Origin of the sequence: Paraburkholderia flagellata (assembly GCF_021390645.1) — a bacterium.
In the GTDB taxonomy this organism is placed as follows: Bacteria; Pseudomonadota; Gammaproteobacteria; order Burkholderiales; family Burkholderiaceae; genus Paraburkholderia; species Paraburkholderia flagellata.
On record NZ_JAJEJT010000001.1, the window covers coordinates 2,027,359 to 2,052,610 of the forward strand.

Here is a 25,252-nt window from a genome sequence, read left to right on the forward strand (position 1 = left end):
TATACGTAAGCGGGAAATGATCCCTCGAAATTCGGGTTGCCGATCCGGGCGATCTCACGAAATGGCGGAAGGCGATTCGCAAGGACGGGAGCAGCGGCCCGGCCCCGCCGTGAGCAGGACGCGCCACGGGAGCACGAACAAAAAGCAGGGCAAAATGCAGGCTGGTATCTTCCGGCTTTCATTTTCCGTACATGGAGGCGTCATGCATAAGATCGCGCTGGTGATGAGCGCAGCAGCACTCGCCGGGTGTGCCGTGACGGACACGAGCAAGACGGGGCCGAACGGTCGCCCGGTCCACGCCATCGACGCCACGTCGAGTTCGGCCATGTGGGACAAGGCAAGCAGCTTGTGCCCGAACGGCTACAACATCCTCATGGGGCCGCAGAAGACCAGTGAAATCGATTGGGAGATGTCCATCGATTGCAAATGAGCGGGCAACACGCTTCTCTGCGCGCTCCTCGGCACGCGTATCGCATTGCACCTCGGACTACACTTCCGGTTGAGCTTCGGCCAGCGCTGCCGGTGGAGGCTCGCCCTCGTCCTCTTGGGCGGCTACCATAGCGCCACGTCACCCGCAGTAAAGCGCGAACGGCATAAACCACACAATCATTTCGAACTACGAGGGGCAATGACATCTGACGATGAAAAGGAAATCGTGGCTCTCATGCGAGCGGCACGAGCGAAGTCTCGCGGCTATGCGGACTTCTTCGGCTGGGCCACTGACCGGGACCTTGAGGAGTGGGGTGTAGTGACCACTTTGGCAGAGTCACTTGCAGCGAAGGGCCAGTTGTTCTTCGACGATCTGGCGCAGAGGGGACGCGGCAATGACCCTCCAGACTGTGAGGCAGTTGACGCAAATGGCAGGCGCATCGCCATCGAGGTCACCGAGCTTGTCGATGGGCGAGCTATTCAGGCACATAAACGGGGATTGGTTTACGAGTGGGCAGATTGGACTCAGGACGGGTTCATCTCGTCTCTGGCCGAGCGCATTGCCGAGAAAGGCAAACGCCACGCCATCCTGAAGGGTGCGCCTTACGACGGGGGATATATCGTCGTCGTTTTTACCGACGAACCGCTGTTACTGATTGAGACAGTGACCACGTATCTCGACGACAAAGCGTTCGTCCGGCCTAACGGAATGACCCGCGCCTTTCTCTTGCTTTCATATGATCCTCGAACGCTGAGCTATCCCTATGTCGAACTTGACCTGAACGGGTAATTCCGCTTTAGGACCGAGCGCGCCGCCGCTCCCGGGGATATCCAAGCAGCCTTTGTTTTTTGATCGCGAGTTAATCTGAATTCGTGCGCGCGCGGATATTTTCGTGCGCCGCGCGCCTCCGCACGATCCTGCCAGCGACCGTTCAGCAAACCGTACCAGACGGCCCAGACTCCCCCGGGCGATGCCCAGGCGACTGGCACGACCCCGCCTCCTGATTCCGGTTTTTTGAAAAGAAAGGTGGGCCCGGGGTGACCAGGAAGCGCCTCGAATCTTTTTTGTCGCCCCCCGAGGCTCGTCCGCGCGGCGGCAGGCGTCGGGTGGGGCGACAGGCATCACTTCACGACCGACCACGGACCAGCGCCGGGGACGTGCGCGATCAGCGTCTCGCGCTTGCCATCGCTGAGAAGCGCGACGTCGACTACCTGACCGTGCCTGCGTGCGATGGCCAGCAGCTTCGCCAACGCGTTGGCGTGCCGCTCGCCGAAGACGAGCGCGGCGTTGGCGCGCTCGCGCAGCAGCGTGTTCATCAGCGGGCGGTCGATGCGGATCGGGACGGGCTTCATGACTGCCTCTCCTGACCGGCCAGCGGTCGCGCAGGGCAGACGATCCAGTAGCCCTGCGAAGTAATCGTCACCAGCCGCACGGTGCCGGGTTCGGTATCGAGCGCGAGCGAGCCGATGGCGGTCACGCGTGCGTCGTGTTCGTGTGCGCGGTCGACGCGGCGGGCGATGCGGTTATAGGCGCGTGCCTCGAGTTCCCTTGCGGTGAGCGTCATGATGAAGTCGGCCCCGTCCAGACGCTGCGTCAGCAGCTGGCGTTCGGTGAGGGCCACGGAGGTCGTGGCCGGGTAGAACCTGCAGGCGATGGTGTGGGCCATAAGGGTGGTCTCCTGCTCAGTGCATTGGCGCGTTCGTCACCGGCACGTCGCCGCACAGGCCGAAGCGATACGTCTTGCCGTTGTCGAACCGGATGCACAGCACGGCCATCGAGTCGTCGCCGTCAAACGGTTCAACGCTGATGTCGTCGAGCGACGCGAACGGGTTCAGGCAGAGCACGCGCGAGAGCAACGTGATCGCGTTGGCGAGCGTCTGCGCTTCTTTAAGCGTGGGCGGGCGTCCCTTCATGAGCGTGAATTCCGCGAGGCCATCGTGCAGCACGTCGGTCAGGACGCCCGCGAGGTCGATCGGTGCGTTCATGGCGGGCCTCACGCATGCATCGCAGGGGGCGTGGTGAAACCGTCGATCCAGCGCACCGCCGAGGCGTCGAGCACCTTCCAGTTCGCGTAATTGATCGCACGCAGGCCGTTCAGGTTGTCCTGCCACAACGACACCAGCTTCGTTGCGCCCGAGCCGTCATCGACCTCGACCAGTGCCTGACGGCTCAGGTCAAGACCGACTCCGAGATCGAGCATCGCCACGCGCGCGCTGTCGACGAGCCCGACCACGCCAGCGGGCACGCCTTCCGAAGTCGCGCACGCGATGCCCGCAAGGAAACCGCCTTGCGCGCCGAGCGTATCGCTGATGTTTCCCAGGGCGAGCGCCGCCGCCGTCACCGGTTGCATGATGAAACACGAAGTTGACAGGTCGCCGCCGAAGCCTTCGAGCAATGCGGCGACGTCGCCTTTCGCGTCGCCGGTCGAGGGGATCGGGTCGATGCCGTAGAAGATGCCAGGCGGCTTCGATCCTTCCACGCCGGGGTCGGCGCTGGCGAACTGCGCGGTCAGCGCATCGGCGCATGCGTTGGTGAGATCGCGGTTCAGGACCGCGTCGCTCGCCTCGCCAATGGCGCGCAGCAGCTCGTCGGTCACCACCACGATCACGGCCAGCTTGCACGGCAGCATGCGCTCGATCGCGAAGCCTTCGTCACCGACCGGGATCACCGCGGCCTCCGGCACCCATGCCGCTGCCGCGCCGACCACGTGCACCAGCATCGCCCCCCCCGGCAGCACGCGATGAAAGCCCGTCGCGGCGGCAATCTGGCCGGTGATCGAGCGCCGCGCGACCAGCCCGATGAAGTCCGCGCCGAGCCCCGAAAGCGCCATGCCCTGCGGGTTGTCGATCACTGCCGTGTCGGCGATCGCGCGGTTGATGAACTCGGCAGGCTCCGAGTGCGGGCCGTGCCGGGCGGCGAGATACGCGCGGGCGGCGGTGAGGTCGCCGCGACCGATGGCGAGTGCCCTCGCGACCTGCGCAAAACCGAATCGGGTGGCCATGATGGTGTTCCCCTTGCGTGCGATGGAGTTGCGCGCCAGCATCGCGCGCCGCACTCATGCGCGCCAGTCACGTTCTGCGCGTCCTGCGCGTCCTGCGAGAAAGTTGGTGATATCCCGTAGTGAGTACCATCTGCGACCGTTCACGTGCCGCCGCACCGGCACCACCGATCGCGCCTCGGCATACTGCATGCGTAACGCGCCGGGACCGCGATAGCCGAGCAGCAGCGCCGCCGTTTTCTCGCACACGCAGCCATCGGGCGTGATGACGTGACCGTGGTCTGCGCACCAGCGGCGCAGTTGATCTTCGAGTTCGTCGAGGTCGGTCATGATCAATGCACCGTCTCGTTACCCGGCACGGCATGGGTGCCCGCCGCAGCGGGCCGGTCAAAAAAATCTGTCGCGTCCTCGACGGTCTCAAGGCTCGACATGGCCCGCACGATCGCAGCGCCGCTGGGACGCCCGACCTTGCCCACGCGCTTCTGGGCGAGGGGCACCGCTGCACGCATCATCGCCGCAGTCGCGCCGCGCTCGCGTACCAGTCGTTCGAATTCCCTGACCATGCGTCGCTCCAGCACGCCACCTTGCGGCCACGAGCACACGCCCTCGCCGCAGAGCTTGCGAAACTGCTCGACCAGATCGTCGACGGTCGCTGGCTGCACCCGCTTCGCTCGCGTGCGCGGATTTGATGTTTCTGACGGCAGCGGATCACCACCGCCGTGAGCGCTCGCCGCGCAGGCGTCACGTTCGGCCTGCGCCGAACATGACCGCGATGTTTCCCGTCGCGTAGATGCCGACAATTGTCGGACCTCCACACCGGTCGCAACCGGCGCAGCCGGGGGCGACGCCTCCCCGGCAGGGGCTACGGACGCGTCGTGACCGGTATCGTTTTCAATCACGGCGCGGGCACCGTCTCCCTTGGTTTTATTAGGGGTTATTGGTAGTTCATTAAAACCATATATAGAGGGGGCTTTGATCACGGTGTTTGCAACGCTACCTGCACCGTGATCGACCTCACCGTTAATCACGGTGTTTGCGCCGTGATCGCCCGATTCGATCACGGTGTTTGCGCCGTGTTTGACCCGGCCACGCCGCGCCTTTTTTGCTGCCTCTCGGGCAAGCGCTTGAGCGCGGGCATCGGATGCCCAGCCGGGGACGAACTCGTAGATCGCGGTGCGCCCGTTCTTGCCGGTGCGCTCTTTGGTATCGTGCAGCGGTCCTTCGGAGCGCAGTTCACGGATAAACCGTGCGGCCACATCGACGTCGAGATTCGCCATCGCGGCAATCTCTGCTGTCGTCATTTCGATCCGGTTGTGGGTTTTGTCCCCGGCCCACGCGAGCAGCACGAGGCACTTCCACTTCTCGGCGCTCAACCGCGGCGCAAGCGGATCGTGTTCGCTCTCCATTGCCCACTTGATCACGTGACCTTGGCTCATGACTGGCCTCCCTGCGCAGCACGCAGGCCGTGCAGCGACGCGAGCAGCGACGACGCCACCCGATCAAGCGCGGCTCTCTGCTGCGCATCGAGGTCATCGAGTGCGGTGGCGTCGAACGCGCCGATCTCCAGTTCGAGAGCGAGCATCGAGTCGAGCAAGCGCATCGCAGGACGCGCTAAGCGGCCATGACCGCCGACCGGGGCCTTGATGATCGCGTTGTAGCGCGCCTTCATGTCGGGCGCTTTCAACATCGCCTCGAACTCGGCTTCGGGGACTTCTGCGAGCTTCTTCCACTCGTGCGCCTGCTTGCGGCTGATACCAACGCGTCTACAAGTTTCGGCCACGGTCTCGGTTTGTTTCTCGGAGGAACATTTAGTCATGACGCCCTCCACGATGCTTGTGCGCGAGCAGGGACCGCGCTACCATCGGCGCTGTCCTCAGAAGCTTGTTCAGCGCCCACGTTCCTCGCGCGGGCGTTTTCTTTTCTGCGGTTCATATTCATCGTGAGACCTCCGGGTTGTTGTACGCGCAACTGCCGCGTGGTGATGAATGTCCTCTTTACCGGGTGCCCTCGACCCTCCTCGACAATTCGCTGGTGCTGCCCGTCAGTGCTTCGCCTGCGCTTCAAGTTCTCCAAGCGTTTCGCAGCCGCTTTCCTCGAGCATGGCGAGGTGCCTGCGCGACTGCTCAAGGTCGGCGTTCATGCGGCCCATCTCCCATTCCCACGCGGCCTGGATGTTTTGCAGGTAATCGATCGTCCACGTGACGTCGTTCGCCTGCACCTTCTCGCCGTCGAAGATGAACACGTTCATCGCCGCGAGCCGCTCGATCGAGTGACGCACGGCGAACTGGTCCTCCGCGATCCAGCGCGGATAGCTCTCGGGCTCGTCCTCCTGCATCTGCGCGGCCATCTCGTCAACGGTGTACGCATACCGGAATTCGCCGCCGCTTTCGACCATCTTCAGGTTCAGCCGCTCGTATGCTCGATGCGCCGCGAAGCGCGCCGGTTTGAAGCGGTCGAACAGGCACGTGTCGCTACCCGGTCCTGCCCACTCGCGCCATGCCCGCCACACGTCAGGGAAAACGACCGTGATAGCCTCGCAGACGTCCTTGTCCTTGTAGGCCCGAGGCTCGGTGCAGCAGTGGTTAAACGCCATATCGCGTGCGCGGCGCATGAGGTTGAGCGTCAGGAACGTGCATTCCGGTTCCTGATTCGTCGAGGTCAGGTGAAACGCTTCCATGTTGTCCATCGCCTGCTCCTTTCTGGTGGTGATTACTTCGCACTACGGAATCGTCAGCGCACGTGCAGGCCGCGTCCCATGTTGGCCTCACTCAGCGTCGAACGTAGCGGGCTTGCGCTTCGATGAGCGGCGCGTGCGCACTACTTCGAGGTACGCGGCGAGTTCATTCTCGAACCAGAATGGGCGGTCGCCTACGAAGGTCGGCTCAGGGAAGTCGGGGTCGCCGTACCAGAGATTGCGCACAGTGCCCTTGCTGCAGTTGAGCTTCTTGCTCGTCCCGTCGAGGTCGTGCATCGGCGGCACGGTTGCGGGCGCGGCTGGCACGTTGCGCGGACGCCCGCCGTTGCTTTTTGCTTCGTTGCTCACGGTATTACCTCGCTGAAGTGGCCTGTAGCGAAGTAAATCTAGTTGAAACGAGATGGCGAATGAAGTTCAAAGATTCAAAGGCGCTGGCGTGTTCAATTGGACTTCTTGATTGCCAACACATGTATGCAAAAGCGGAAGCAGAAGCGAAAGCGCCTGCCGGGGCGGCAGGCGCTTTGCGATGCTGACGCGTGGAGTGCGCGTCATGCCGGGGCGGGCTCCTTGCGTACGCGCTTCGCGGGAGCCTTCGCGGCGTTCGCTTCGGGCAACGGCTTGAGGGCAAAGCGACGTTCGGGGTCGGCAGAGTACAGCACCTTGACGTTGTGCTCGTTGTGGTCGTACTGCACCGCGCCCCACCAGCCGGTGCGAGCGTCGATCAGCAGTTGCCGTTCAATGTTCGCCTTCGACACCAGTCGTACGGGAATGTACCGGCGACCCTGCCATTCAAGGCGCGTGAACGATACCTCGATGCGCTCGAAGGTCTGCTGTACGAGCGCGCGAGTCTTCAGGCGTGCGTCCACATCAAGATTGAGCACGCCGTCGTAGAGCGCACCCCACTCATCCGGGGTCGAGCGCGGAGCGCTGGCATGCACCGCTGCCGCGCGTTCGAGCTTGCGCACCTCGGCAAGCAGACGTGCATGGGTGGTTTCCAGTTTAACCACCGCGTTCTTCTCGACCTGCGACAGCGGGCCTTCAAGCGCCGCCGCCTCGTAGCGTTGCAGTTTGACCGCGTTCTCGTTCATCTCGGCGCGCTTCGTCATGAGACGCTGCATCGCCGGGTCGGCGCGGGAGCCGGTGTCGAACAGGGCGTGAAGGTTGCCTTCTGTGGCGCAGTAGTCGAGCACGGCACGTTCGATGGGCTCGGACGAACACGAATTGGTGCCGCCAGCCGAACACCGCGCACCGGTCGATATCTGGCACGCACAGCGGATACGACGCTGCATGACGGCCTCGCCATTGGTCCGCCTGCTCACGTTCTGCGTGACGAGGACGCTGCCACAACCCGCGCAAAACGCGATACGCGTACCGGTGAGCACGCCCGGGATTTCCCCCTTCACACCTCGCCTGCCGCGCTGCGCCGCGACCACGCGAATCTCATCGAACTTTTGCTGACTGATCAATGGTGGGTAGTAGCCTTCGAGCCGGAACGTTTCACCCGGATCGACCACCTTGCCGTCCTTCATCCTGCGGCCAACCGTGACCACCTTCACGCCAACCAGCGCCTCGTTCTGCAGGAGCCGCCCGATGCGGTTGACCTGAGAACTCGCGGTGATGGGCGTGCCCGCTGCATCGAGCCGCTTCGCAATCTCCAGCGAGCCGAGGCCGCCGATATACATGCGCACAATCTCGCGAACGATGCCAGCCATCGGCTCCTCGAACTCGAACTTGCCGTCAACCAGTATCACCCACTCGGGGTCCGTGCCATTGAGAACCCTGCCTTTCGCCTCGCTGTAAGCGCGCGGTGAGCCGACGAGTCCGAGATAGTCACCCTTGCCCCACGCAATGCACTTGCCCCTGTAGGCCTTGTTCACGCGGTCCGACTTCGTTTTCGATTCCTCGTGAGCGCGAAGGCACGCGGCCTCCACCACAAAACCCAGCGCGGGGTTCTGCGCCATCGTTTCCTCAGTAAATAACTGGTCGGGCTGCGTGGTGAGGATGCCGACGCCTTTGGTGAGAATCTCGGCGATCAGCTTGCGGGCGCGCAGCGGAGCCTCGCGCGAAAGCCGGTCGAAGTTTTCAACGTGCAACGTGTCGCCTGGCCGGATATCCCCGCTCTCGATGCTCTCGATGAACACGCCAAGCGCGCCCTCCTTGTGGTTCTTTCCTTCGAACGCGCTCACGCCGGCGTCGGTAATGGCCTCATCGAGCATGTAGCCGTACTTCGCTGCCGCCTGTTTCGCGTAGTCCGCCTGACGCCGCAGGCTGTCGCCGTCCTCCTGCGCCTTGCTCGAATAGCGGTAGTACGGGATCAGGCGGCGCTGCCCGTCGGCTGCTGTGTGCTGCGCCGCCCTGCGCGCTGTCACGTTGTGGCTCTTCATTTTGGGGCTTTCCCGAATCGCTTGGATTCGAAAAGTATATATGGACTACCCGCCGCGAAGGCGGCCGTGGAGACGATCACGCGCGTGTTCGCCCGTGAATTGCGCGGACGCGCCATTTGCGTGAACGCGGTCGCGCCGGGGCCGGTGGCGACGGAACTGTTCCTCAGCGGCAAGACCGAAGAGCAGGTCCAGCACTTTGCGAACATGCCGCCGCTGCAGCGCCTCGGGCAACCCGACGACATCGCGAGTGTCGTGTCGTTTCTCGCAGGCCCTGACGGCGGCTGGGTCAACGGCCAGGTGCTGCGCGCGAACGGCGGGATCGTCTGACACGCCGCCCGGCGCGGCTTCGCGACAGAACCTGGGCAGGACGTGGTCTGAGGACAAAGAGCCGTGGCATCAAACCGCCGGTCCCGGCCGGTGCTACACTCCGTGCTCGAAAACGGTAGATAAAATAGCCGGTGGCATGGCGCGCCGGCTCATAATGCGCCCTCAACCACTTCACACCATGTATCTGTCCATCCTCGCCGTCGGCATCGGCGGCGCGCTCGGTTCGCTGCTGCGCTGGGTCCTCGGGCTACGCCTGAATGCCCTCTACCCCGATCTGCCGCTTGGCACGCTTGCGTCGAACATCATCGCGGGCTATGTGATCGGCGTCGCGGTCGCGTACTTCGGACGCATGCCGCAGCTTTCCGCCGAATGGCGCCTCTTCGTGATCACCGGCCTCATGGGCGGCCTCTCCACGTTCTCGACCTTCTCCGCCGAAGTCGTTTCGCATCTGCAGCACGGACGTTTCGGCTGGGCCGCGGGCGAGATCGCCATTCACGTGTGCGCCTCGGTCATCATGACGATCCTTGGCATCGCAACGGTCTCAGCACTGATTCGCTGATCCGCAAAGAAAACGGCCGCGTTCGCCATTCGCGAATCGCGGCCGTATTGGCCATGCGATGGGAGGATCAGGCAGGACGCTGATAGCCGCCCGGCAACCCATTCTTCGAAAACACCCACTGCCACAGCTGGATGTCGCGCGCACGGAACGCCCCGGCGCACGAAAGCAGGTAGTAACGCCACATGCGGTAGAACCGCTCGCCCATCTGGGCCTTGAAGCGCGGCCATGCGGCCTCGAAATTCGCGTGCCACGCCATGAGCGTGCGGTCGTAGTCGGCGCCAAAGTTATGCAGGTCTTCGGTCACGAAGAGGCCGCCCGATGCGTCGGCGATCTGGCCGATGGTCGGCAGCTCCCCATTCGGGAAGATGTATTTGTCGATCCAGGGGTCGGGCGTGGTGTCCCGGCGGTTCTTGCCAATGGTATGCAGTACGAAGAGACCGTCGTCGGCAAGACAGCGCTGCGCGACTTCCATATACGCGCGATAGTTCTTGGGACCCACGTGCTCGAACATGCCCACGCTCGCAATGCGGTCAAACTTCTCGTCGAGCAACCGGTAGTCCTGCAAGCGGAATTCGACGGGCAGATCCTTGCAGCGCTCGGCGCCCAGCGCGGCCTGCTCCCTCGAGATCGTTACGCCCACGCACGATACGCCATAGTTTTCGGCCGCGAACTTCATGAGGCTACCCCAGCCGCACCCAATGTCGAGCAGGCGCATGCCGGGCTTCAGGCCGAGCTTGCGGCAGATGAGATCGAGCTTTGCCTCCTGCGCCTCGTCGAGCGTCTTCGCGCCGCCCGACCAGTAGCCACAGGTATAGGCCATGTGCTTGTCGAGCATCGCCTCGTAGAACTCGTTGCCGATATCGTAGTGCTGCTGGCCCACCTTCCACGCCCGGCGCACGGTCTGGCGGTTCATGAGGCGCGCTTTGAGCGCGTGGAAGGCGAGACGGGAGGGATCGATCTGGTCATCCACATGCGCGCGCAACACATGCGCGAAGAATTCGTCGAGCTGCTCGCAGTCCCACTGGCCGTCCATGTAGGCCTCGCCAAGGCCCAGATTGCCTAGCGCCAGGACACGCTCGGGCACCTGCGGGTCGTGGATGCGCATGTCCCACGGCCGGGTGCCGTTGAATTTCACGTCTGCGCGCCCCAATAGCTGTGCTGTAAACCGCCAGGCCCCCGAAACGGTGGCCTCACGAACGGAGTGAGCTGCTTCGAGATCAGTCGTTGCCATACGTGCTCCATGTCGGCTGGATTGGGTCCTTAGTCCCGTGCTCCGATGCCATTCAAGAGGTTGCAATCAAGACATTCGTCGTCGCGCGCGCCGCGAGAGACTCTATGATGCACCTACTTCAAAAAATGTGCAGGAACACGCACAGCCCATACAGCGCGGGCCATAATCGCAAACTCGACAAAAACCATCGCCCCGGCGCGAGCAAACGGCGCGCCCGAACCGGAGAGACCGACATGGCCTACGACGACAAAAACATCTTCGCGCGCATCCTGCGCGGCGAAGCTCCCTGCATCAAGGTGTACGAGGACGACGCGACGCTCGCGATCATGGACGTCATGCCGCAATCCGAAGGCCACCTGCTCGTGCTGCCGAAGGAAGGCGCCGAGTTGATCTACGATCTTTCGCCGCAAGCCGGCGCCGCCGCGATGGCGACGGTGCAGAAGATGGCGGCTGCGGTGCGCAAGGTGCTTGCGCCCGAAGGCCTGTTGATCGCGCAGTTCAACGGCGCCGCCGCCGGGCAGACCGTACCGCACGTGCACTTCCATTTGATTCCGCGTCGCGCGGGCGAAGAACTGCGCCCGCACGCGCGTGAAATGGCTGACATGGCACAACTCGAAGCGCTCGCTGCGCGCATTCGCGCCGCGCTGTAAACAATGTGTATTGCTAACGTTGGCTTTTATTAAACTTCAAATGCCGTCGAATTGAACGAATTCGCCGAGCGGCACACGAGCCGAGCGCCACTGGTTGATGGGGGCGCGCGTGTCTTCATGACCGATCGCCATGCCGCAGAACACCATGCGTTCGCGCGGCAAGGCGAGAAACTCGCCAACGCTTTGCGCGTAGCGCGCCCAGCATTCCTGCGCGCAGCTATGCAGGCCGGCTTCGCGCAGGAGCAGCATCACCGTCTGCAGGAACATGCCGAGGTCGGCCCATTGCGGCGGCCCCATCTGACGATCCACGCTGCAAAAAAGCGCGAGCGGCGCGTCGAAAAACGCGTAGTTGCGCGCGAACTGCCGCAGCCTGCCCGGCCGGTCCTCGCGAGCGACGTCGATGCTACGGTAAAGATCCTCGCCCACCTGGTAGCGACGCTCGCGATACGGCGAACCCAGGTCGCGCGGATACACGTCGTACTCCATCTGCTCGCCCGCAGGCGCCTGCGCAATGCGATCGGCCATGATCGACTTGAGCTTCGCGAGCGACTCGCCGCCCACGACATGAACATGCCACGGCTGCAGATTGCCGCCCGACGGCGCGCGCGCAGCGGTATCGAGTACGCGGCGAATCACGGCGGGGTCCACCGGATCGGGCAAAAACTGACGCACGGACTTGCGGCTGGTAACGGCTTCGCTGACCTTCAAACAGATTCTCCTCGGGGGATCGACGAAGCATTATCGGCGATCCCCCACGCGACTGCCGACGCTCGCCGCATGAGTCCGCGCTGGCGTCGGAACTTGTGACGGATCCCCACCACGACGAGCGCTCGTTTGTCGGCGCCCGAACTCACGCCGAAGTCGCCGATCGATGCCTGCGCAACGATGTTCGAGCCCTTCGCGTCGAGCGTGCGGACGCTCGCCGTGATAACCGGCGAGCGCGTACAGATCGGTGCGTTTGGAGAACGAGTAATCGGTGCCAAGATCCGCCCGGTTGTCGTGTGCAGACGAGGGACGTGTGGTTGTAGCCCGTGCTCGCGCGCACGATCTGGATGGAGCTTGCGCTCGAGAAGCCTTAATTGGTGATCGTGTTGGAGAGACTAGCCGAGTTGCTCGTAAGCGGGGAACGAACGATTTCCGTGTTGCTTAGGGGTGCGGCGCCCTTTGCAAAGCGCAGATCGTGCCAGCTTATGCGTGCGCGCTTTCCTCACGCGCCCGGACTCTGCTATAATTCGCCTCCCGCCGGAGAGATGGATGAGCGGTTTAAGTCGCACGCCTGGAAAGCGTGTATAGGTTAATAGCCTATCGGGGGTTCGAATCCCCCTCTCTCCGCCAGAACACCAATGAATACGGGCCTCTCGGCCCGTTTTTCTTTTCTACCCGCCAAGCGCCCCGCCATCAACGAAAGTGCGCGGCACGCACTGCCCTCCGTCTTCTCGAACGTCTGACAGGTTGGTGAAGGCTACGCGACTGAGCATGGGGTCCCGGTTTCTAGCAAATACGGGAGCATAGTGGGAACGCCTGCACGCGCCTGAAAGAGACGGTAATGCCTCGCCAGCCATTCCGGACAAGTTCGCCCCTCGAAGACAAAGTGCGCCGTCTCGAAGACGACTTGTATATGGCACGCACAACCATCATCGGCTTGGCGCGCAGCCCAGAACTTGCCGAACTGCTGCACCGTCAATATTCCTGCAAGACGTTCGACGAGGTACGTGACTGGGCGCAGCGCACTGTGGACAGCATTATCGATAGCGCCAGCCGAGCCGAGAATCCTCCTGGCCGAAACTGGGACGGTCGCCTGCGTGTGCTCTGTCCGCGATGCGGCGGCGGACCGCAATCGCCATATGACGACGGTTTCCTACTGGACGAAGGATTGCGGCGTCTTCTGCTCGGGAGTTACAACTCGCGGCAATGCTCCGTGTTTCAAGCAGCCCACCAAATGGCTCTAGACAGAGCCAGACGGGAAGACGGCCGCTGAGCCCTCAGCGCTGAACATCCTGGGCGCCCATGTCGGCCATCGCTCGCAAGGCATAAATCTCGACTGTGAGGCGTTGCGCCTTCGCACGTGCTATAGGCGAACGCGCCACGTGGTCAACGTACATTTCGAGATGGGCCGAATCGCCAGACGATCGGCCGCTACGCTGCAACGCCCGCAGAAGTGGAGATAGGCGCGCGCCGTGAAGGAACAAGCCTCCTCGGCGACGCGCAATTCCGCGCGGCGTTTCTCCAGTTCGGCAAGTCGCTGCCGAACGTCTATCAGCGTCACGCCTTCCTTTTGCATGGCGGGTCCTTGGTCTTAGAGAGTCTGAGGCGGCTCATGCAGGTTCATGCTCTGAACTCGCGCAATAGCTGACTGAGCCGCAATGGTGAGGTCGTGATCGCTCATCGCATTTATTTCCGCCCAGATTCGGCCAGGCGTCGACGTCACGGCCGACTGCTTCATTCACTCATCCGTTCGTTCAATGCGCTCTGACAACTGAGCATCGAGCAATTTCTGGATTTCCGTCGAAAGACTGCCTGCAAGCCACAAGAGGTCGCTCTGGACCTGGTCGCCCAGCATAGAGAAATGGTCATCGCCGATCATGGTCGTCATCAGCGAGTCAAGCTGGGCGGCACGCATATGCAAGCGGTCCGAGATCGAATCTTTCGGGAAGGTGGCGACAAGCCCCTCTCCGAGGGCGAGGAGAGACTCGACGGTGTTAATTTCCATCGGCGGTTGAATCGACTCGTCATCTTTGTCGCGCCACGCAATCTCTTGAACCCGATTAGCTTTCGCGATCTTGCAAAACCAGGCCAGCCCACATAAGGCTGCGTGGGTATCTTCGAGAGTACCTAACAAAGGCAGCGCACAGTTAAGGTTGCCTCGAAGCGCGGCCTCCTTCGCGCGCTCCGAGAACGGCGAGTTCTCTTCGACAAAGTTCTGTTCGTCCATCATGGCCTCCGTTCCTATGTTTAGATTCACTCGGCTGCGCCAAACGGGAATAGTTGCGCATCCTTCACCAATCCTATGGTCGTGAGCGCCGGCACGTCGCTACGTGCGTCGACGCACCAGACCGGCGAGCCGAGCACCTCGATAGAATCGCGAGACTGCCGACGTGGTGGCGGGACTGCTGGCCACTGCGGGACGCAGGAACAGTCTTGCTTTGCTGAGCTTGAATGATGGTTTGCATGGAGATCTCCCCAGAGAGCGCCGATGTGCTCGGCCGTGACTCAAATACAGCACCGTGCTACATATAATCGAGTCATGGCTAGAGATGCCCCCCCAAATCAATCTGCGCATCCCTGCAGCCCTGAAAGATCGGCTGGATGAGGTTTCATCGCAGAACAAGCGCTCGCTGACCGCCAAAGTGGTGGCGCGACTCGAGGAAAGCTTCGGTTCCGACGCGCCAGCGGCACAAACAGCCGTGGACGACAGGACACTTGACCTCTCCGCCGAGAAGGTCGGTCAGGTGTTGGATGAGCGGGAGAAGCGGCGTAAGGCGCACCCAAGAGTTCTTTCCACAGGGCAGATTGGCTGGCTTTAGCTTCTCCGCTCGTCACGGTATTGGTGGTCGTCGGCGGCTACTACGTCGCTTACTGTTAGGAAAGGGGTAAGGCCCGAGCAACGGCCAAGGATCTCGCCAGACTGACCAGGGCAGTCGAAGACATCAAAACAGAGAACGCAGTACTGTACTGCTTGAGGCGATGCGATCGCGTAACCAGATGCGATTGGCTGCCATCGACAAACGCCTCCAGGCTCACCAAGATGCATTCAAGCTCTGGCGCAAGCTTTAAGACTCACTCGGAAGAGAACCGCCGTCATTGGAGAATGCCAGACGTGGTGGGAAGATAATTACCTATATCTGGATAAAGGCGCGCGCGATGCCTTCGCGGATGCTTACTGGTTGCGGCTGCATCCAACTACCAGCGGACGTCTATGACGGACCGTATGTCTGCCTCTTCTTAATTGCATTGGCCTGGATATAATGCGCGGTTTTTTTGGAGCTTCGATGACGTCCACCCTGCCGAAACTCCTCCATACCATCAACGCCACAGCCTCCGCACTTGGCGTCTACCGCAATACCATCTACCGGCTCGCCCGCGAGGGAAAACTCGTCTGAATCCAGATCGGCGAAAACTCGTCGCGGATCACCGACGACAGCATCCGTGAGTTTGTGGTAACCAATACGGTGGCCAGCGGCCCGTCAGCATCTTGAAGCTAATATGCCCTTATGACGAATCGCAGCAATAGCGTCGAAGGGTATATGTGGCTCATGATTGCAGACGATGAACCTTCGGACAGCAGTTTCCAGCAACTTGCTGAGCAGCTTACCGTTCAGATTAAAGCGCTTCGCGCAGATGGGGCAATGAAGGAAACGATTGCCCAGGTCGCCCCGCTCCCTACGTGACGGTCGCGCTCGCTGCAGCAATCACCGGGCTGACGCAGAAAGCGATTCGCCGAAAGATTGAAGAAGGTAAGTGGATCGAAGGCCGGGAATACCGCCGTTCTCCTGACGGCGGTATTTTTATTGCGTTGAAGGGTTACCAGGAGTGGATAGAGCGCCAGCGGTGATCGGCACCACAATCCCTGTGGCCATGTTTGCGGCGATTGTTCCCCGACTCGCCGCCCCCGCCAACCAGACCCGAGGCGCTATGCCGGAACGCTGCCCATTGAGCGGACTTGGGTTTTCTTTGCGGGTCGTATCCTCGGGTGCTCAACAAAGCGATATGTAATAGCGGCAAGTGCCACTGTAATCAGCGCGACGGCGCCGACGACTGCCCAATAGCGGCCGAGCGTTAGGTCCGCGATTGGTGTGTAATGATTCACCATTCGCGATACGAGATACAACACCCAGTTGTGGAGCAGGTAAACGCTGTAGCTTAGCAGTCCGAGCAATCGAGCTGGACGGCAGGTGAGCACGCCGAACAATGAGTTCCCGCCAGCAAAAAGCAGGAACGGAATGAACAGCAGCACGGCCCCCAGCCACGTATAAGTCATCGGTTGGTACAGCGCCGTAGCTGCGATGCAGGCGAACGCGACAAAGGATCCTACTGGCCGCGGAGCCCACGATTGCAGGGCCTGTGAACGTACCGCGCAGGCTGCAACGCAGCCTCCAAGGAAGAACCATTCGATCTGGGTTGTCGAGAACAGAGCAATTGTGATCGAGACGCCAGCGGCGGCCAACCAGGCGCGGCCATTCATGGCGAGCGCTGCTACAAACGGGAGTGCGATATAGAACTTCCATTCGTAGACCAGCGACCAGAACACCGTATTGACCAGTCCAGTCTGTTTGAATCCATTGACCTCCGGGGCACCCGGTATCGTGAACAGCAGCCATGATGCGATCTGCGACGCCAAATCGCCGATCGGTACGACGATCCGGAAATGGGTGAAGGTAAGCGCGGTCGCGATGAGCAGACCGGCGCTGATGAGATACATCGGCACCAGCCGACGGATTCTCGACGCGTAGAAGCGGAGTGTGTCGATCTTTCCGTGACCGTCGATCATCCTGCCCCAGAACAGGAAGGCGGTGATCATGAAGAAAAACGCTACTGAGCCGCGCCCGAGGAACGTGTTAAGTCGCGATGGTGTCAGCGCCCACGATCCGATCTGATAAAGCTGCGCGTTGATGACGACGTGATGCAACAGCACGCCTAGGGCGAGATAGCCACGCAGCCCGTCGATCGCGTGAAATCTTTTTGATGAAGTCTCGCGCTCGATCAACAGTCCGTAGAAATTTGAACGAGCGACGATCGCGGACGCCATGAAAGCGATGGCGATGACGAATGCAGCGCCAAATAGCAGATGGAGGCCATCAATTTGCATAGGGCGATTGAGAAAGGAGTCCGTAAGACGGCACGTTGCCGATGCGACGCGCAATTCTAACCGCACTCGCTTTGGTGCCGAATCATCCCGCCTCGTGTGAGCCGTGAAGACGAACGGCTGATCACCGCACCACGGCGAAGATCGAGTTCGCGCCTCCGTAGGTCACGCGCTCAAGTAGAGCCAAGCGGAAAGCTTGCTTGGCTGCTGTCGTACCGGGAGCCGGTGCAAGCTCAGAAAGTCCAGCAGCCCCTACAACTGCTCCTATATCGAAATAATGGTTCTGCTCCGCGCGTGCAGATCGTTGAGCGGCGGATTCAGCCGCTGAATGAACCACAATTCAATCGCCGGTGCCTCAAACGCATTTTCCGGGGGTAAGCCAATCGTCCTTATATGATGCACCTCCTGGAATCGTGCCTCCCTTGCTACACCTGCCGTCCTATTCTCGTTCCAACCAAAGTGTGAACCTATACGGGTGCCGAGACCGGCCGATTGTCCGATGTAGAGTAGCCTGCCTATCCTGTCAAACATGAAATAGACCCCCGCATAAGACGAATTGGGGAAACTCGTATGGGCATCTTCGACAATACGATAGGGCTCACTGAGTACTAGCACTCCGGTCTTCGGACGTGAAAATTCCGCATTGAATATCGCCAGTTCGTCCTCTACATTCGCAAGCGTCGGACATATCGGCGTCCTCCATACATCTAAAAGCTTCCCCGATTCGTCCCTATACTCCTGGACAAAATTCACTCGAATCCGGTAGTCAAATTCTTCGTCAGGCGCGCTCATCCCCAACGCTCCCGGGTTCTTCTTCTCGTGTGCATTATCGATCGTTTCCGCGGGAGCGGACCCGCGCATCCGTGATGTAAATCCAGATGCTGCTTTGACAGCGGCGTATTCATTTCGCTGAAGGGTTACCACGAGTAGCGCGGCAGGAAACGGCGAGAAGTTCTTCTTTCAGCGCTTCATTCTCTGCGCGCAATGCTTTGAGTTCTTGCTGAGCAGTCAGCTTGTCAGACAGATCCTGCGGTTGCTCTTCGGGATTGAGAAAGGTATCTCTGCCGTGTAGCAACCCGTTTGTGAACTCGGTGAGCGTATCGAGGATGCGCGCAGGATGGTCGCCGATATGCACCTCGTTCTTCAGAAAGACGGCGACGAAGTCGTTCCAGACATCGCCTTTCTGGTATGCAGTGTACGACTCAAGAAGCGCGGCATTGACGCCACAGCGTTTCGCCCATTCGACCAGAGAAGAGCCGGCGTCTGGGTAGAAACGCCAACTGTCGACCGGATAGCGGTGGAACAGGCCGTTTGATGGCGCGTTCAGGAAGAAGAGACCGTTCGGCTTCAGCAGGCGCAGGACCTCGTTGAACGACAGCCAGAACATGGACGAATGCTCGAAGCATGAGGAGCTTACGACGATGTCAACCGACCCGGAATCGAGCGGGAAATGATAAGGATCGCTCAAAACCAGATCCACACCGTTACCCGCTACGAAGTCAAGCCCAATATACTCGGCCTCAGCAGGACACACGTCCCGCAGCGAACCATTGACATTCTGCGATCCAATCTCAGCCACCCTGACATTTCCCATACGTTTTACATACGCATCGAAAAAACGCCTCCCATTGTCCATCGCGCTTGGATGCATGCTTGCCTCGCAGGTAGCCTAAACGCGTTAGTAAAGCATAAACAGGTGGCTCGCGCGAGTTCCTCGACTCGGTTGATCACGTGATTCGCGATGCGTGCCAGAGCGACGTGTAGCCCGGGATCTGGATCAACGCCCGGTCCGGAATCGTGCAAACAGTAATCTGGAGAGTATGCGAGCGAGAACTCGCATACCTCAGCTTAGAACGTTACTATTTGGACAATGACTTCATTAAAGTCCGAACCATGCCCAGCCAAGGGTGCCGGTATAGGCAAAGGTGATGGTTTGCCCTGTTCATTCTTGTGGCGGGTCTCCTGACAGTTCCACCGAGGCGCAGTTTCGTTGCGCCCGCAATTAAAAACAATTGACGAAAATCGTGGTGAATTGTGGCGACAAGTAACCCGTCTGCGATCCCATGCCCCGAGCGGACAAAAACGAATGAGTTGATGGCGCAACGGGAAACAACGGGTCTGCGAGCGGTCATGCTGCTTGTCGTTCAGCACTCACCGCTGGAAGCAAGACCAAGGCGGCCAAACCGCCAGCAGAAAAGGGACGTCGGGCCGCAGCCCGACGCCGAATTCCCACGTACTGTTTCGAGGACCGGCGCGGGAACGAGAGGCCTTCAGTATCTCCTCTGCCGTCCGTCTTTTAAGTGCTCGACCGCACACCGGCAATCAGGTCCCTGCCCTCACGGATGGCGGATATAGTCCACCAAGGCAACCGTATACGCATCCGGCTTACGATCGAGCAGACTCACGCCAATCGCCACGAGAAAGCCTGCAGGCACACCGAACACGCCCGAACTGATCGGCTCGATGCCAAACCATCGTGGACCCGCAAAGCCCGTGATCTGAGTAAAGAACGGGTACGTCGAGACGATGTAATAGACGCACACGGTCAGCCCCGCAATCATGCCGGCCACTGCGCCCAAACGCGTCGTGCGCTTCCAGAACACGCCAAGCACGAGCACGGGAAAGAGACTCGACGCCGCGAGCGAAAACGCCGCCCCCACCAGAAAAAGAATGTTGCCCGCGTTGAGCGACGCCACATACGAAGCGAACAGCGCCACGCCGAGCAGCAGGATCTTCGACATCGTCACGCGCCGCTGGCTGGACGCGCTCGGATCGACCATGTGGTAGTACACGTCGTGCGAAAGCACGTTCGAGATCGTGAGCAGCAGACCGTCCGCGGTCGAAAGCGCGGCTGCGAGCGCCCCCGAAGCGATGAGCCCGGACATCACGTACGGCAGCCCCGCGATTTCCGGTGCGGCGAGCACGACCATGTCGGGCTGCATCTGGATGTCGCTCCAGCGCACCACACCGTCGCCGTTCACATCCGCGATGCCGATGAGATACGGCTCGACGCGCCGCCATTGCATGACCCAATGCGGCAGATCGTCGAAGCGCTGCCCCACCAGATGCGTGAGGATCTCGAACTTGATCAGCACCGCGAGCACCGGCACGGTCAGATAGAAGAGCGCGACGAAGAAGAGCGTCCAGCCCACCGAACGGCGCGCCGAGGCCACCGAGGTCGTCGTGTTGTAGCGCGTGAGGATGTGCGGCAGGCTCGCTGTGCCCAGCGAAAGGCACAGAAGCAGCGAAAGAAAGTTGCGTTGATGAATGCGCCGCTCGGCATCGTCGTCGGCGGGGAACGGTTCGTTCATCGGCACCGGCGGCGCGGCGCGCTCGAGCAGGTCGTCGCGCTGGCGCGTCCACACCATGCGTGCGGCGTCCACGTCTCGCGGGAAAGCGTTCAATTCACGCTGAAGCGAATCGATATCGCGCAGCGGACCGTTGTGGCGGCGCAGTTCCGCAAGCGACTCGACGAGGTGCGTCTTCTGGGCGACGTACGACTGCGGGAGCGTGTCGAGGCGCGTTTGCCACTGCGCCGCGCTCTTGCGGTATGCGTCGCGCACGGTGGCTTCGGCACTCGCGCCGCGCACGTCGCGCTCGATCGCTTCCACGCGCTGCATCACGTTGCCGTAGTCGACTTGCGGCAGCCATCCGAGGCCGTCACGATGCGCGATCAGCGAGACCGGAATCAGGATGGCCGCAATCAGGATGATGTATTGCGCGACCTGCGTCCACGTGACGGCGCGCATGCCGCCGAGAAACGAACACACGAGTATGCCCGCCAGCCCACAGAAGATGCCAATGGCGAAATCCACGCCGATGAACCGCGTGGCGATCAGCCCCACGCCCTGGATCTGCGCGACGAGGTAGACGAACGAGCAGAGGATGGTCGCAAGCACGGCGAGCGCACGCACGAGGTTGCTCGAAAAGCGCGTGCCGAGGAAGTCGGGAATCGTATAGCGCGCGAGCTTGCGCACATATGGCGCGAGCAGGAAGGCGACGAGGCAGTAGCCGCCTGTCCAGCCCATCATATAGGCGAGTCCGTCGTAGCCGCTCGCGTAGAGCGACCCCGCAAGGCCGATGAACGACGCGGCGGAAAGCCAGTCGGCGGCCGTCGCCATGCCGTTGAAGAACGAGGGCACGCGCCGCCCCGCCACGTAGTACTCGACGAGGTCGGACGTGCGCGAGAGCAGCCCGATCACCGCGTACACCGCGATAGGCACAAACAGGAACACGTAGCCGATCCACATGCCTGGGCCGGTGGACAGCTCGATGCGCCACATCACGTAGACGAAGGCGAGAAAGCCGAGCGTGTACAGCGCGTAGGAGCGGATCAACCGGTGCGCGAGCTTCATCGTTGCTGGGCCCTGCTCGCCTCGCGTATGGCGATGTCCGCTTCGAGCGCGGCTTGCAGCACGCGGTCGGCGCGCTGCATCAGCACGATATAGATCGCGACGAGCAGCACGTAGAGCAGGATCGCGCCCTGTGCGCCAAGGTAGAACGGCAAGCTGAAGCCCGCGAAGCGCACGTCGGCGAGTGTGCGCGCAAAGAGCGGCGCGACGAACGAGACGAGAAAGCCGATCGTCATGAGCACGGCGATCAGCGCGACGTTGAAGCGCCAGTAGCGCCGATGCGCGCGCGCCATCGCCTCGCTCACCGGGGGCGGCTCAGGCAATGGATTGAGATTGTTCTGCGGTGTAGTGTGTGGCGCGGCCATGCGCCTGTGTAGCAAAAACGCGTATGGCCGGCAATCAGGGGCAATGCGGGGCAATGCGGGGATCGATGCCGTGCGCGGCGCCAGGCAAGGCGCCGCGCGACCCTCAGGCTTTAGAGCGATTCGCCAAGCTGGTCCAGAATCGCCGGGTTTTCCAGCGTCGAAACGTCCTGCGTGATCGCCTCGCCCTTCGCGAGCGAGCGCAGCAAGCGGCGCATGATCTTGCCCGACCGCGTCTTCGGCAGGTTTTCGCCGAAGCGGATGTCCTTGGGCTTGGCGATCGGCCCGATCTCCTTGCCCACCCAGGCGCGCAGATCATTGGCGAGCTTCACGGCCTCGTCGCCCTGCGGACGCGTGGCCTTGAGCACCACGAAGGCCACCACGGCTTCGCCGGTGGTGTCGTCGGGGCGGCCCACCACGGCGGCTTCGGCCACGAGCGGGTTCGCCACCAGCGCCGACTCGATCTCCATCGTGCCGAGGCGGTGGCCCGAGACGTTCAGCACGTCGTCGATACGGCCCATGATCGTGAAGTAGCCCGTGTCCTTGTCGCGCACGCTGCCATCGCCGGCCAGATACAGCCTGCCGCCCAATTCCTCCGGGAAATAGCCCGACTTGTAGCGTTCCGGCTGGCCCCAGACGTTGCGGATCATCGACGGCCACGGGCGCTTGACGACGAGAATGCCGCCCTGCCCGTTCGGCACGTCCTGGCCGGTTTCGTCGACGATCGCAGCCATGATGCCCGGCAGCGGCAGCGTGCACGAACCCGGCACGAGGGGCGTGGCGCCCGGCAGCGGCGTGATCATGTGGCCACCCGTTTCGGTCTGCCACCACGTGTCGACGATCGGGCAGCGCTTGCCGCCCACGTTTTCGTAGTACCACATCCACGCTTCGGGATTGATCGGCTCCCCGACCGTGCCGAGAATGCGCAGCGACGAAAGGTCGTAGCTCTTCGGGTGCACCTTCGCGTCGGCTTCGGACATCTTGATGAGCGAACGGATTGCCGTGGGCGCCGTGTAGAAAATCGTGACCTTGTGCTTCGCGATCATGTCCCAGAAGCGGCCGGCATTCGGATACGTGGGCACGCCTTCGAACACCACCTGGGTCGCGCCGATCGTGAGCGGTCCATAGGCGATATAGCTGTGGCCCGTGATCCAGCCGATGTCGGCCGTGCACCAGAACACGTCGCTCGGCTTGTAGTCGAAGGTCCACTTCATGGATTGCGCGGCCCACAGCAAGTAGCCGCCCGTGCTGTGCTGCACGCCCTTCGGCTTGCCCGTCGAGCCCGACGTGTAGAGGATGAAGAGCGGGTGTTCCGCGCCCACGGGCACCGGCGCGCACGTGTCGCTCTCGGCCGCCGAAAGCTCGTGCATCCATTGGTCGCGGCCTTCGTGCCACGCGACCTTGCCGCCCGTGCGCTTGTAGACGATCACGCTGTGCACCGCTTCGCAGCCGCCCATGGCGAGCGCTTCGTCGGCGATATTCTTCAGCGGCAGCGCCTTGCCGCCACGCATCTGTTCGTCGGCGGTGATGAGCGCGACCGCGCCCACGTCCACCATGCGCTCGTTGAGCGACTTCGACGAGAAGCCGCCGAACACCACTGAGTGCGTAGCGCCGATGCGCGCGCAGGCCTGCATGGCGACCACGCCTTCGACCGACATCGGCATGTAGATGACCACGCGGTCGCCCTTCTTCACGCCGCGTTTCTTCAGCCCATTGGCGAAGCGCGACACGCGCGCGAGCAGGTCCTTGTAGGTGACGTTCGTGACGGTGCCGTCGTCGGCTTCGAAGACGATCGCGACGCGCTCGCCATTGCCTGCTTCGACGTGGCGGTCGAGGCTGTTGTACGAGGCGTTGAGTTCGCCGTCTTCAAACCACGTGTAGAACGGCGCCTTCGATTCGTCGAGCACCTTCGTAAAGGGCTTTTGCCAGGTCAGCGTTTCGCGCGCGAGGCGCGCCCAGAAGCCTTCGTAATCGCGTTCGGCTTCGGCGCACAGCGCCTTGTAGGCATCCATGCCGGACACCGTGGCGCCAGCCACCGTTTGCTCGGAAGGCGCAAAGACGCGGCGTTCCTGAAGAACCGATTCAATCGCAGACATCGACAACCCCTTGGTGAAGATGAAACGTCAAACTCGTGGACACGCATGAGCATCTTCAATGCCCGTGCGCGCCGTCTCCGTGCGCCGCCGCCCATACGGGCGCGGCGCTATTGGCTTGCGCGGCTAGCCACCATTGTGGCATCGCAGCATGCATGGGTGCGCGCGCTTCACTGCCCGACTCGCAGCACGACCGTGCGACAAGACGATCTTCGCAAACCACCCATGCCGGCAAGATTAAGCGTAGCAACTTACCGGCCACTTACGCGCGCACATGCGGACCATTGCAAGTCGCGCGCCATGGCACGCAAGTAAGCGGACATTTAGAATGCTAACTGAACTGCGCACCCGGATTCCAGCTTGAATCGCTATTCCCTGTTTCTCATTGCCTCGATGCTGCTCGTGGGCAGCAACGTTGGCATCGGCAAGTCAATCGTCGCCTTCATTCCCGTTTCACTCTTCGCGCTGCTGCGCTTCGTGGTTGCCCTCGCGGTGCTCGGCCCGCTCCTGCGCCGCTCCAAAATGCAACACGTGAAGCGCGGCGAATGGGTCAATCTGTTCCTCCAGGCGCTGTTTGGGGCATTCGGGTTTACGCTGCTGATGCTCGGCGGCGTGCATCGCACGAGCGCGGTCGCGGCCGGCGTCATCACGAGCACGATTCCCGCCGTGGTCGCGCTCTTCTCGTGGCTCTTCCTGCGCGAGCGACCCGACGCGCGCGCGCTCGCTTCCATCGTGCTCGCCATTGCGGGCATCGCGGTCATCAATCTCACACACGTGGGCGGCAGCGGCGACACCGGTGCAACCTCGTTCGTCGGCAACCTGATGGTGCTCGGCGCGGTGTGCTGCGAATCGCTCTATGTGATCCTTTCGCGCCGGCTCACCCAAACGCTCGCGCCGCTCGACATCTGCGCATACACACACCTGTTCGGCTTTCTGCTGATGCTGCCCGTGGGGCTACCCGGCGCACTGTCGTTCGATTTTTCGGGCGTGCCCGCGGGCATCTGGTGGCTCGCGCTCTGGTACGGGCTTTCGGCGAGCGTGTTCTCGTTCTGTCTCTGGATGATGGGGATTCGCCACGTGCCGGGCAGCATCGCGGGCGTGTTCACGGCAGTGCTGCCTGTGGCAGCGGCCGTGTACGGCATCGCGTTTCTCGGCGAGCGCCCGACGCCCGCGCACGGCATTGCGCTCGCCTGCGTGGTGGCCGGCATCGGGCTCGCGAGTCTCAAGACGAAGCGCCTGCCGCCCGTACCCTCGTGAGCACCCTGTAATCGCGATGAAAGCATCGGAGGGCGGGCCGCGCTGTCGGAATCCCGGCGAGCCCTTCCTGCGACGCTGTACAATAGCGCCCGCCCGGCCCCTCGCGCGCGC

Annotated in this window: 28 protein-coding genes, 1 tRNA gene and 1 pseudogene; 10 read left to right on the forward strand and 20 right to left on the reverse strand. The window is 61.9% G+C overall.

The genetic code is table 11. The features are described 5' to 3' along the window. The first annotated feature begins 202 nt into the window (after positions 1 to 202). A complete protein-coding gene (locus tag L0U83_RS08930) occupies positions 203 to 430 on the forward strand; it encodes a hypothetical protein (RefSeq protein ID WP_233882032.1) in 228 nt (75 codons plus the stop codon). A gap of 198 nt (positions 431 to 628) precedes the next feature. Continuing rightward, positions 629 to 1,219, forward strand: a complete 591-nt coding sequence (locus L0U83_RS08935) for a hypothetical protein (protein ID WP_233882034.1) — start codon at positions 629 to 631, stop codon at positions 1,217 to 1,219. A gap of 332 nt (positions 1,220 to 1,551) precedes the next feature. Here the strand turns inward: L0U83_RS08935 and L0U83_RS08940 are convergent, their stop codons facing one another. From L0U83_RS08940 to L0U83_RS08980, 9 genes are all read right to left on the reverse strand, one after another. After that, positions 1,552 to 1,782 carry a hypothetical protein gene (locus L0U83_RS08940; RefSeq protein ID WP_233882036.1) on the reverse strand — a complete coding sequence of 77 codons (231 nt, stop codon included), beginning with the start codon at positions 1,780 to 1,782 and terminating at the stop codon, positions 1,552 to 1,554. Further along, on the reverse strand, positions 1,779 to 2,096 hold the full coding sequence (locus L0U83_RS08945; protein ID WP_233882038.1) for a hypothetical protein: 318 nt from the start codon (positions 2,094 to 2,096) through the stop codon (positions 1,779 to 1,781). Before L0U83_RS08945 ends, L0U83_RS08940 begins: the two co-directional genes overlap by 4 nt. Before the next feature lie 16 nt (positions 2,097 to 2,112). Next, positions 2,113 to 2,415 (reverse strand): hypothetical protein, encoded by a 303-nt coding sequence (locus tag L0U83_RS08950; protein WP_233882040.1) that lies wholly within the window; start codon positions 2,413 to 2,415, stop codon positions 2,113 to 2,115. Positions 2,416 to 2,423: 8 nt separating this feature from the next. After that, the gene (locus L0U83_RS08955) at positions 2,424 to 3,431 is read right to left on the reverse strand and encodes a phage major capsid family protein (RefSeq protein ID WP_233882042.1); all 1,008 of its coding nucleotides are present in this window, start codon (positions 3,429 to 3,431) and stop codon (positions 2,424 to 2,426) included. A gap of 54 nt (positions 3,432 to 3,485) precedes the next feature. Beyond that, positions 3,486 to 3,758, reverse strand: a complete 273-nt coding sequence (locus L0U83_RS08960) for a hypothetical protein (RefSeq protein WP_233882044.1) — start codon at positions 3,756 to 3,758, stop codon at positions 3,486 to 3,488. A gap of 2 nt (positions 3,759 to 3,760) precedes the next feature. Continuing rightward, entirely contained in the window at positions 3,761 to 4,864 is a 1,104-nt protein-coding gene (locus L0U83_RS08965) for a hypothetical protein (protein ID WP_233882046.1), read from the reverse strand. Beyond that, complete coding sequence (locus tag L0U83_RS08970) at positions 4,861 to 5,244, reverse strand: hypothetical protein (RefSeq protein WP_233882048.1); 384 nt, start codon at positions 5,242 to 5,244, stop codon at positions 4,861 to 4,863. The genes L0U83_RS08965 and L0U83_RS08970 overlap by 4 nt, the downstream gene beginning before the upstream one ends. Before the next feature lie 225 nt (positions 5,245 to 5,469). Beyond that, entirely contained in the window at positions 5,470 to 6,114 is a 645-nt protein-coding gene (locus L0U83_RS08975) for a hypothetical protein (RefSeq protein ID WP_233882050.1), read from the reverse strand. 78 nt (positions 6,115 to 6,192) lie between these two features. Beyond that, the gene (locus L0U83_RS08980; RefSeq protein WP_233882052.1) at positions 6,193 to 6,471 is read right to left on the reverse strand and encodes a hotdog family protein; all 279 of its coding nucleotides are present in this window, start codon (positions 6,469 to 6,471) and stop codon (positions 6,193 to 6,195) included. 59 nt (positions 6,472 to 6,530) lie between these two features. Between L0U83_RS08980 and L0U83_RS40520 the strand changes: the two genes are divergently transcribed. Beyond that, positions 6,531 to 6,656 (forward strand): hypothetical protein, encoded by a 126-nt coding sequence (locus L0U83_RS40520; protein WP_267939216.1) that lies wholly within the window; start codon positions 6,531 to 6,533, stop codon positions 6,654 to 6,656. Between the two features lie 15 nt (positions 6,657 to 6,671). Here the strand turns inward: L0U83_RS40520 and L0U83_RS08985 are convergent, their stop codons facing one another. Then, positions 6,672 to 8,507 carry a recombinase family protein gene (locus L0U83_RS08985; RefSeq protein WP_233882058.1) on the reverse strand — a complete coding sequence of 612 codons (1,836 nt, stop codon included), beginning with the start codon at positions 8,505 to 8,507 and terminating at the stop codon, positions 6,672 to 6,674. A 51-nt stretch (positions 8,508 to 8,558) separates the two neighbouring features. Here L0U83_RS08985 and L0U83_RS08990 point away from each other — a divergent pair. Beyond that, positions 8,559 to 8,834: pseudogene (locus L0U83_RS08990) on the forward strand (SDR family oxidoreductase); the annotation flags it as partial. Between the two features lie 178 nt (positions 8,835 to 9,012). Continuing rightward, complete coding sequence (gene crcB, locus L0U83_RS08995; RefSeq protein ID WP_233882060.1) at positions 9,013 to 9,393, forward strand: fluoride efflux transporter CrcB; 381 nt, start codon at positions 9,013 to 9,015, stop codon at positions 9,391 to 9,393. Between the two features lie 67 nt (positions 9,394 to 9,460). On the opposite strand, the gene cfa is transcribed toward crcB, so the two are convergent. Continuing rightward, the gene (cfa, locus tag L0U83_RS09000) at positions 9,461 to 10,624 is read right to left on the reverse strand and encodes a cyclopropane fatty acyl phospholipid synthase (RefSeq protein ID WP_233882062.1); all 1,164 of its coding nucleotides are present in this window, start codon (positions 10,622 to 10,624) and stop codon (positions 9,461 to 9,463) included. A gap of 233 nt (positions 10,625 to 10,857) precedes the next feature. Here cfa and L0U83_RS09005 point away from each other — a divergent pair, with 233 nt between their 5' ends. Then, on the forward strand, positions 10,858 to 11,274 hold the full coding sequence (locus L0U83_RS09005; protein ID WP_233882064.1) for an HIT family protein: 417 nt from the start codon (positions 10,858 to 10,860) through the stop codon (positions 11,272 to 11,274). 36 nt (positions 11,275 to 11,310) lie between these two features. Here L0U83_RS09005 and L0U83_RS09010 read toward each other — a convergent pair whose 3' ends face one another. Beyond that, positions 11,311 to 11,982, reverse strand: coding sequence for a nitroreductase (locus L0U83_RS09010; RefSeq protein ID WP_233882066.1), 672 nt, complete (start codon positions 11,980 to 11,982; stop codon positions 11,311 to 11,313). Positions 11,983 to 12,518: 536 nt separating this feature from the next. On the opposite strand from L0U83_RS09010, the gene L0U83_RS09015 reads away from it, so the two are divergent. Beyond that, a tRNA-Ser gene (locus tag L0U83_RS09015) sits at positions 12,519 to 12,609 on the forward strand. Between the two features lie 733 nt (positions 12,610 to 13,342). On the opposite strand, the gene L0U83_RS09020 is transcribed toward L0U83_RS09015, so the two are convergent. Together L0U83_RS09020 and L0U83_RS09025 are read right to left on the reverse strand one after the other, a co-directional pair. Next, entirely contained in the window at positions 13,343 to 13,555 is a 213-nt protein-coding gene (locus L0U83_RS09020; RefSeq protein ID WP_233882068.1) for a hypothetical protein, read from the reverse strand. A gap of 162 nt (positions 13,556 to 13,717) precedes the next feature. Next, on the reverse strand, positions 13,718 to 14,209 hold the full coding sequence (locus tag L0U83_RS09025; RefSeq protein WP_233882070.1) for a hypothetical protein: 492 nt from the start codon (positions 14,207 to 14,209) through the stop codon (positions 13,718 to 13,720). Positions 14,210 to 14,528: 319 nt separating this feature from the next. Between L0U83_RS09025 and L0U83_RS09030 the strand changes: the two genes are divergently transcribed. Both L0U83_RS09030 and xisR read left to right on the forward strand, forming a co-directional pair. Next, complete coding sequence (locus L0U83_RS09030) at positions 14,529 to 14,798, forward strand: Arc family DNA-binding protein (RefSeq protein ID WP_233882078.1); 270 nt, start codon at positions 14,529 to 14,531, stop codon at positions 14,796 to 14,798. An 860-nt stretch (positions 14,799 to 15,658) separates the two neighbouring features. Continuing rightward, positions 15,659 to 15,826, forward strand: a complete 168-nt coding sequence (gene xisR, locus L0U83_RS09035) for an excisionase family protein (RefSeq protein WP_233882080.1) — start codon at positions 15,659 to 15,661, stop codon at positions 15,824 to 15,826. A 78-nt stretch (positions 15,827 to 15,904) separates the two neighbouring features. Here the strand turns inward: xisR and L0U83_RS09040 are convergent, their stop codons facing one another. The 6 genes from L0U83_RS09040 to acs all read right to left on the reverse strand — a co-directional run bounded on the left by L0U83_RS09040 (position 15,905) and on the right by acs (position 23,887). Further along, positions 15,905 to 17,080, reverse strand: coding sequence for an acyltransferase family protein (locus L0U83_RS09040; protein WP_233882082.1), 1,176 nt, complete (start codon positions 17,078 to 17,080; stop codon positions 15,905 to 15,907). 261 nt (positions 17,081 to 17,341) lie between these two features. Then, the gene (locus tag L0U83_RS09045) at positions 17,342 to 17,869 is read right to left on the reverse strand and encodes a GIY-YIG nuclease family protein (protein WP_233882089.1); all 528 of its coding nucleotides are present in this window, start codon (positions 17,867 to 17,869) and stop codon (positions 17,342 to 17,344) included. Between the two features lie 109 nt (positions 17,870 to 17,978). Beyond that, positions 17,979 to 18,728: a methyltransferase domain-containing protein gene (locus tag L0U83_RS09050; RefSeq protein WP_233882091.1), complete on the reverse strand. Its 750-nt coding sequence runs from the start codon at positions 18,726 to 18,728 to the stop codon at positions 17,979 to 17,981. A gap of 685 nt (positions 18,729 to 19,413) precedes the next feature. Further along, on the reverse strand, positions 19,414 to 21,432 hold the full coding sequence (locus L0U83_RS09055) for a sodium:solute symporter family protein (RefSeq protein ID WP_233882093.1): 2,019 nt from the start codon (positions 21,430 to 21,432) through the stop codon (positions 19,414 to 19,416). Beyond that, positions 21,429 to 21,794, reverse strand: coding sequence for a DUF4212 domain-containing protein (locus L0U83_RS09060; RefSeq protein WP_233882095.1), 366 nt, complete (start codon positions 21,792 to 21,794; stop codon positions 21,429 to 21,431). The genes L0U83_RS09055 and L0U83_RS09060 overlap by 4 nt, the downstream gene beginning before the upstream one ends. 110 nt (positions 21,795 to 21,904) lie before the next feature. Next, positions 21,905 to 23,887: an acetate--CoA ligase gene (gene acs / locus L0U83_RS09065; RefSeq protein WP_233882097.1), complete on the reverse strand. Its 1,983-nt coding sequence runs from the start codon at positions 23,885 to 23,887 to the stop codon at positions 21,905 to 21,907. Positions 23,888 to 24,244: 357 nt separating this feature from the next. On the opposite strand from acs, the gene L0U83_RS09070 reads away from it, so the two are divergent. Further along, positions 24,245 to 25,141 (forward strand): DMT family transporter, encoded by an 897-nt coding sequence (locus L0U83_RS09070; RefSeq protein ID WP_233882099.1) that lies wholly within the window; start codon positions 24,245 to 24,247, stop codon positions 25,139 to 25,141. Positions 25,142 to 25,252 lie beyond the last annotated feature (111 nt).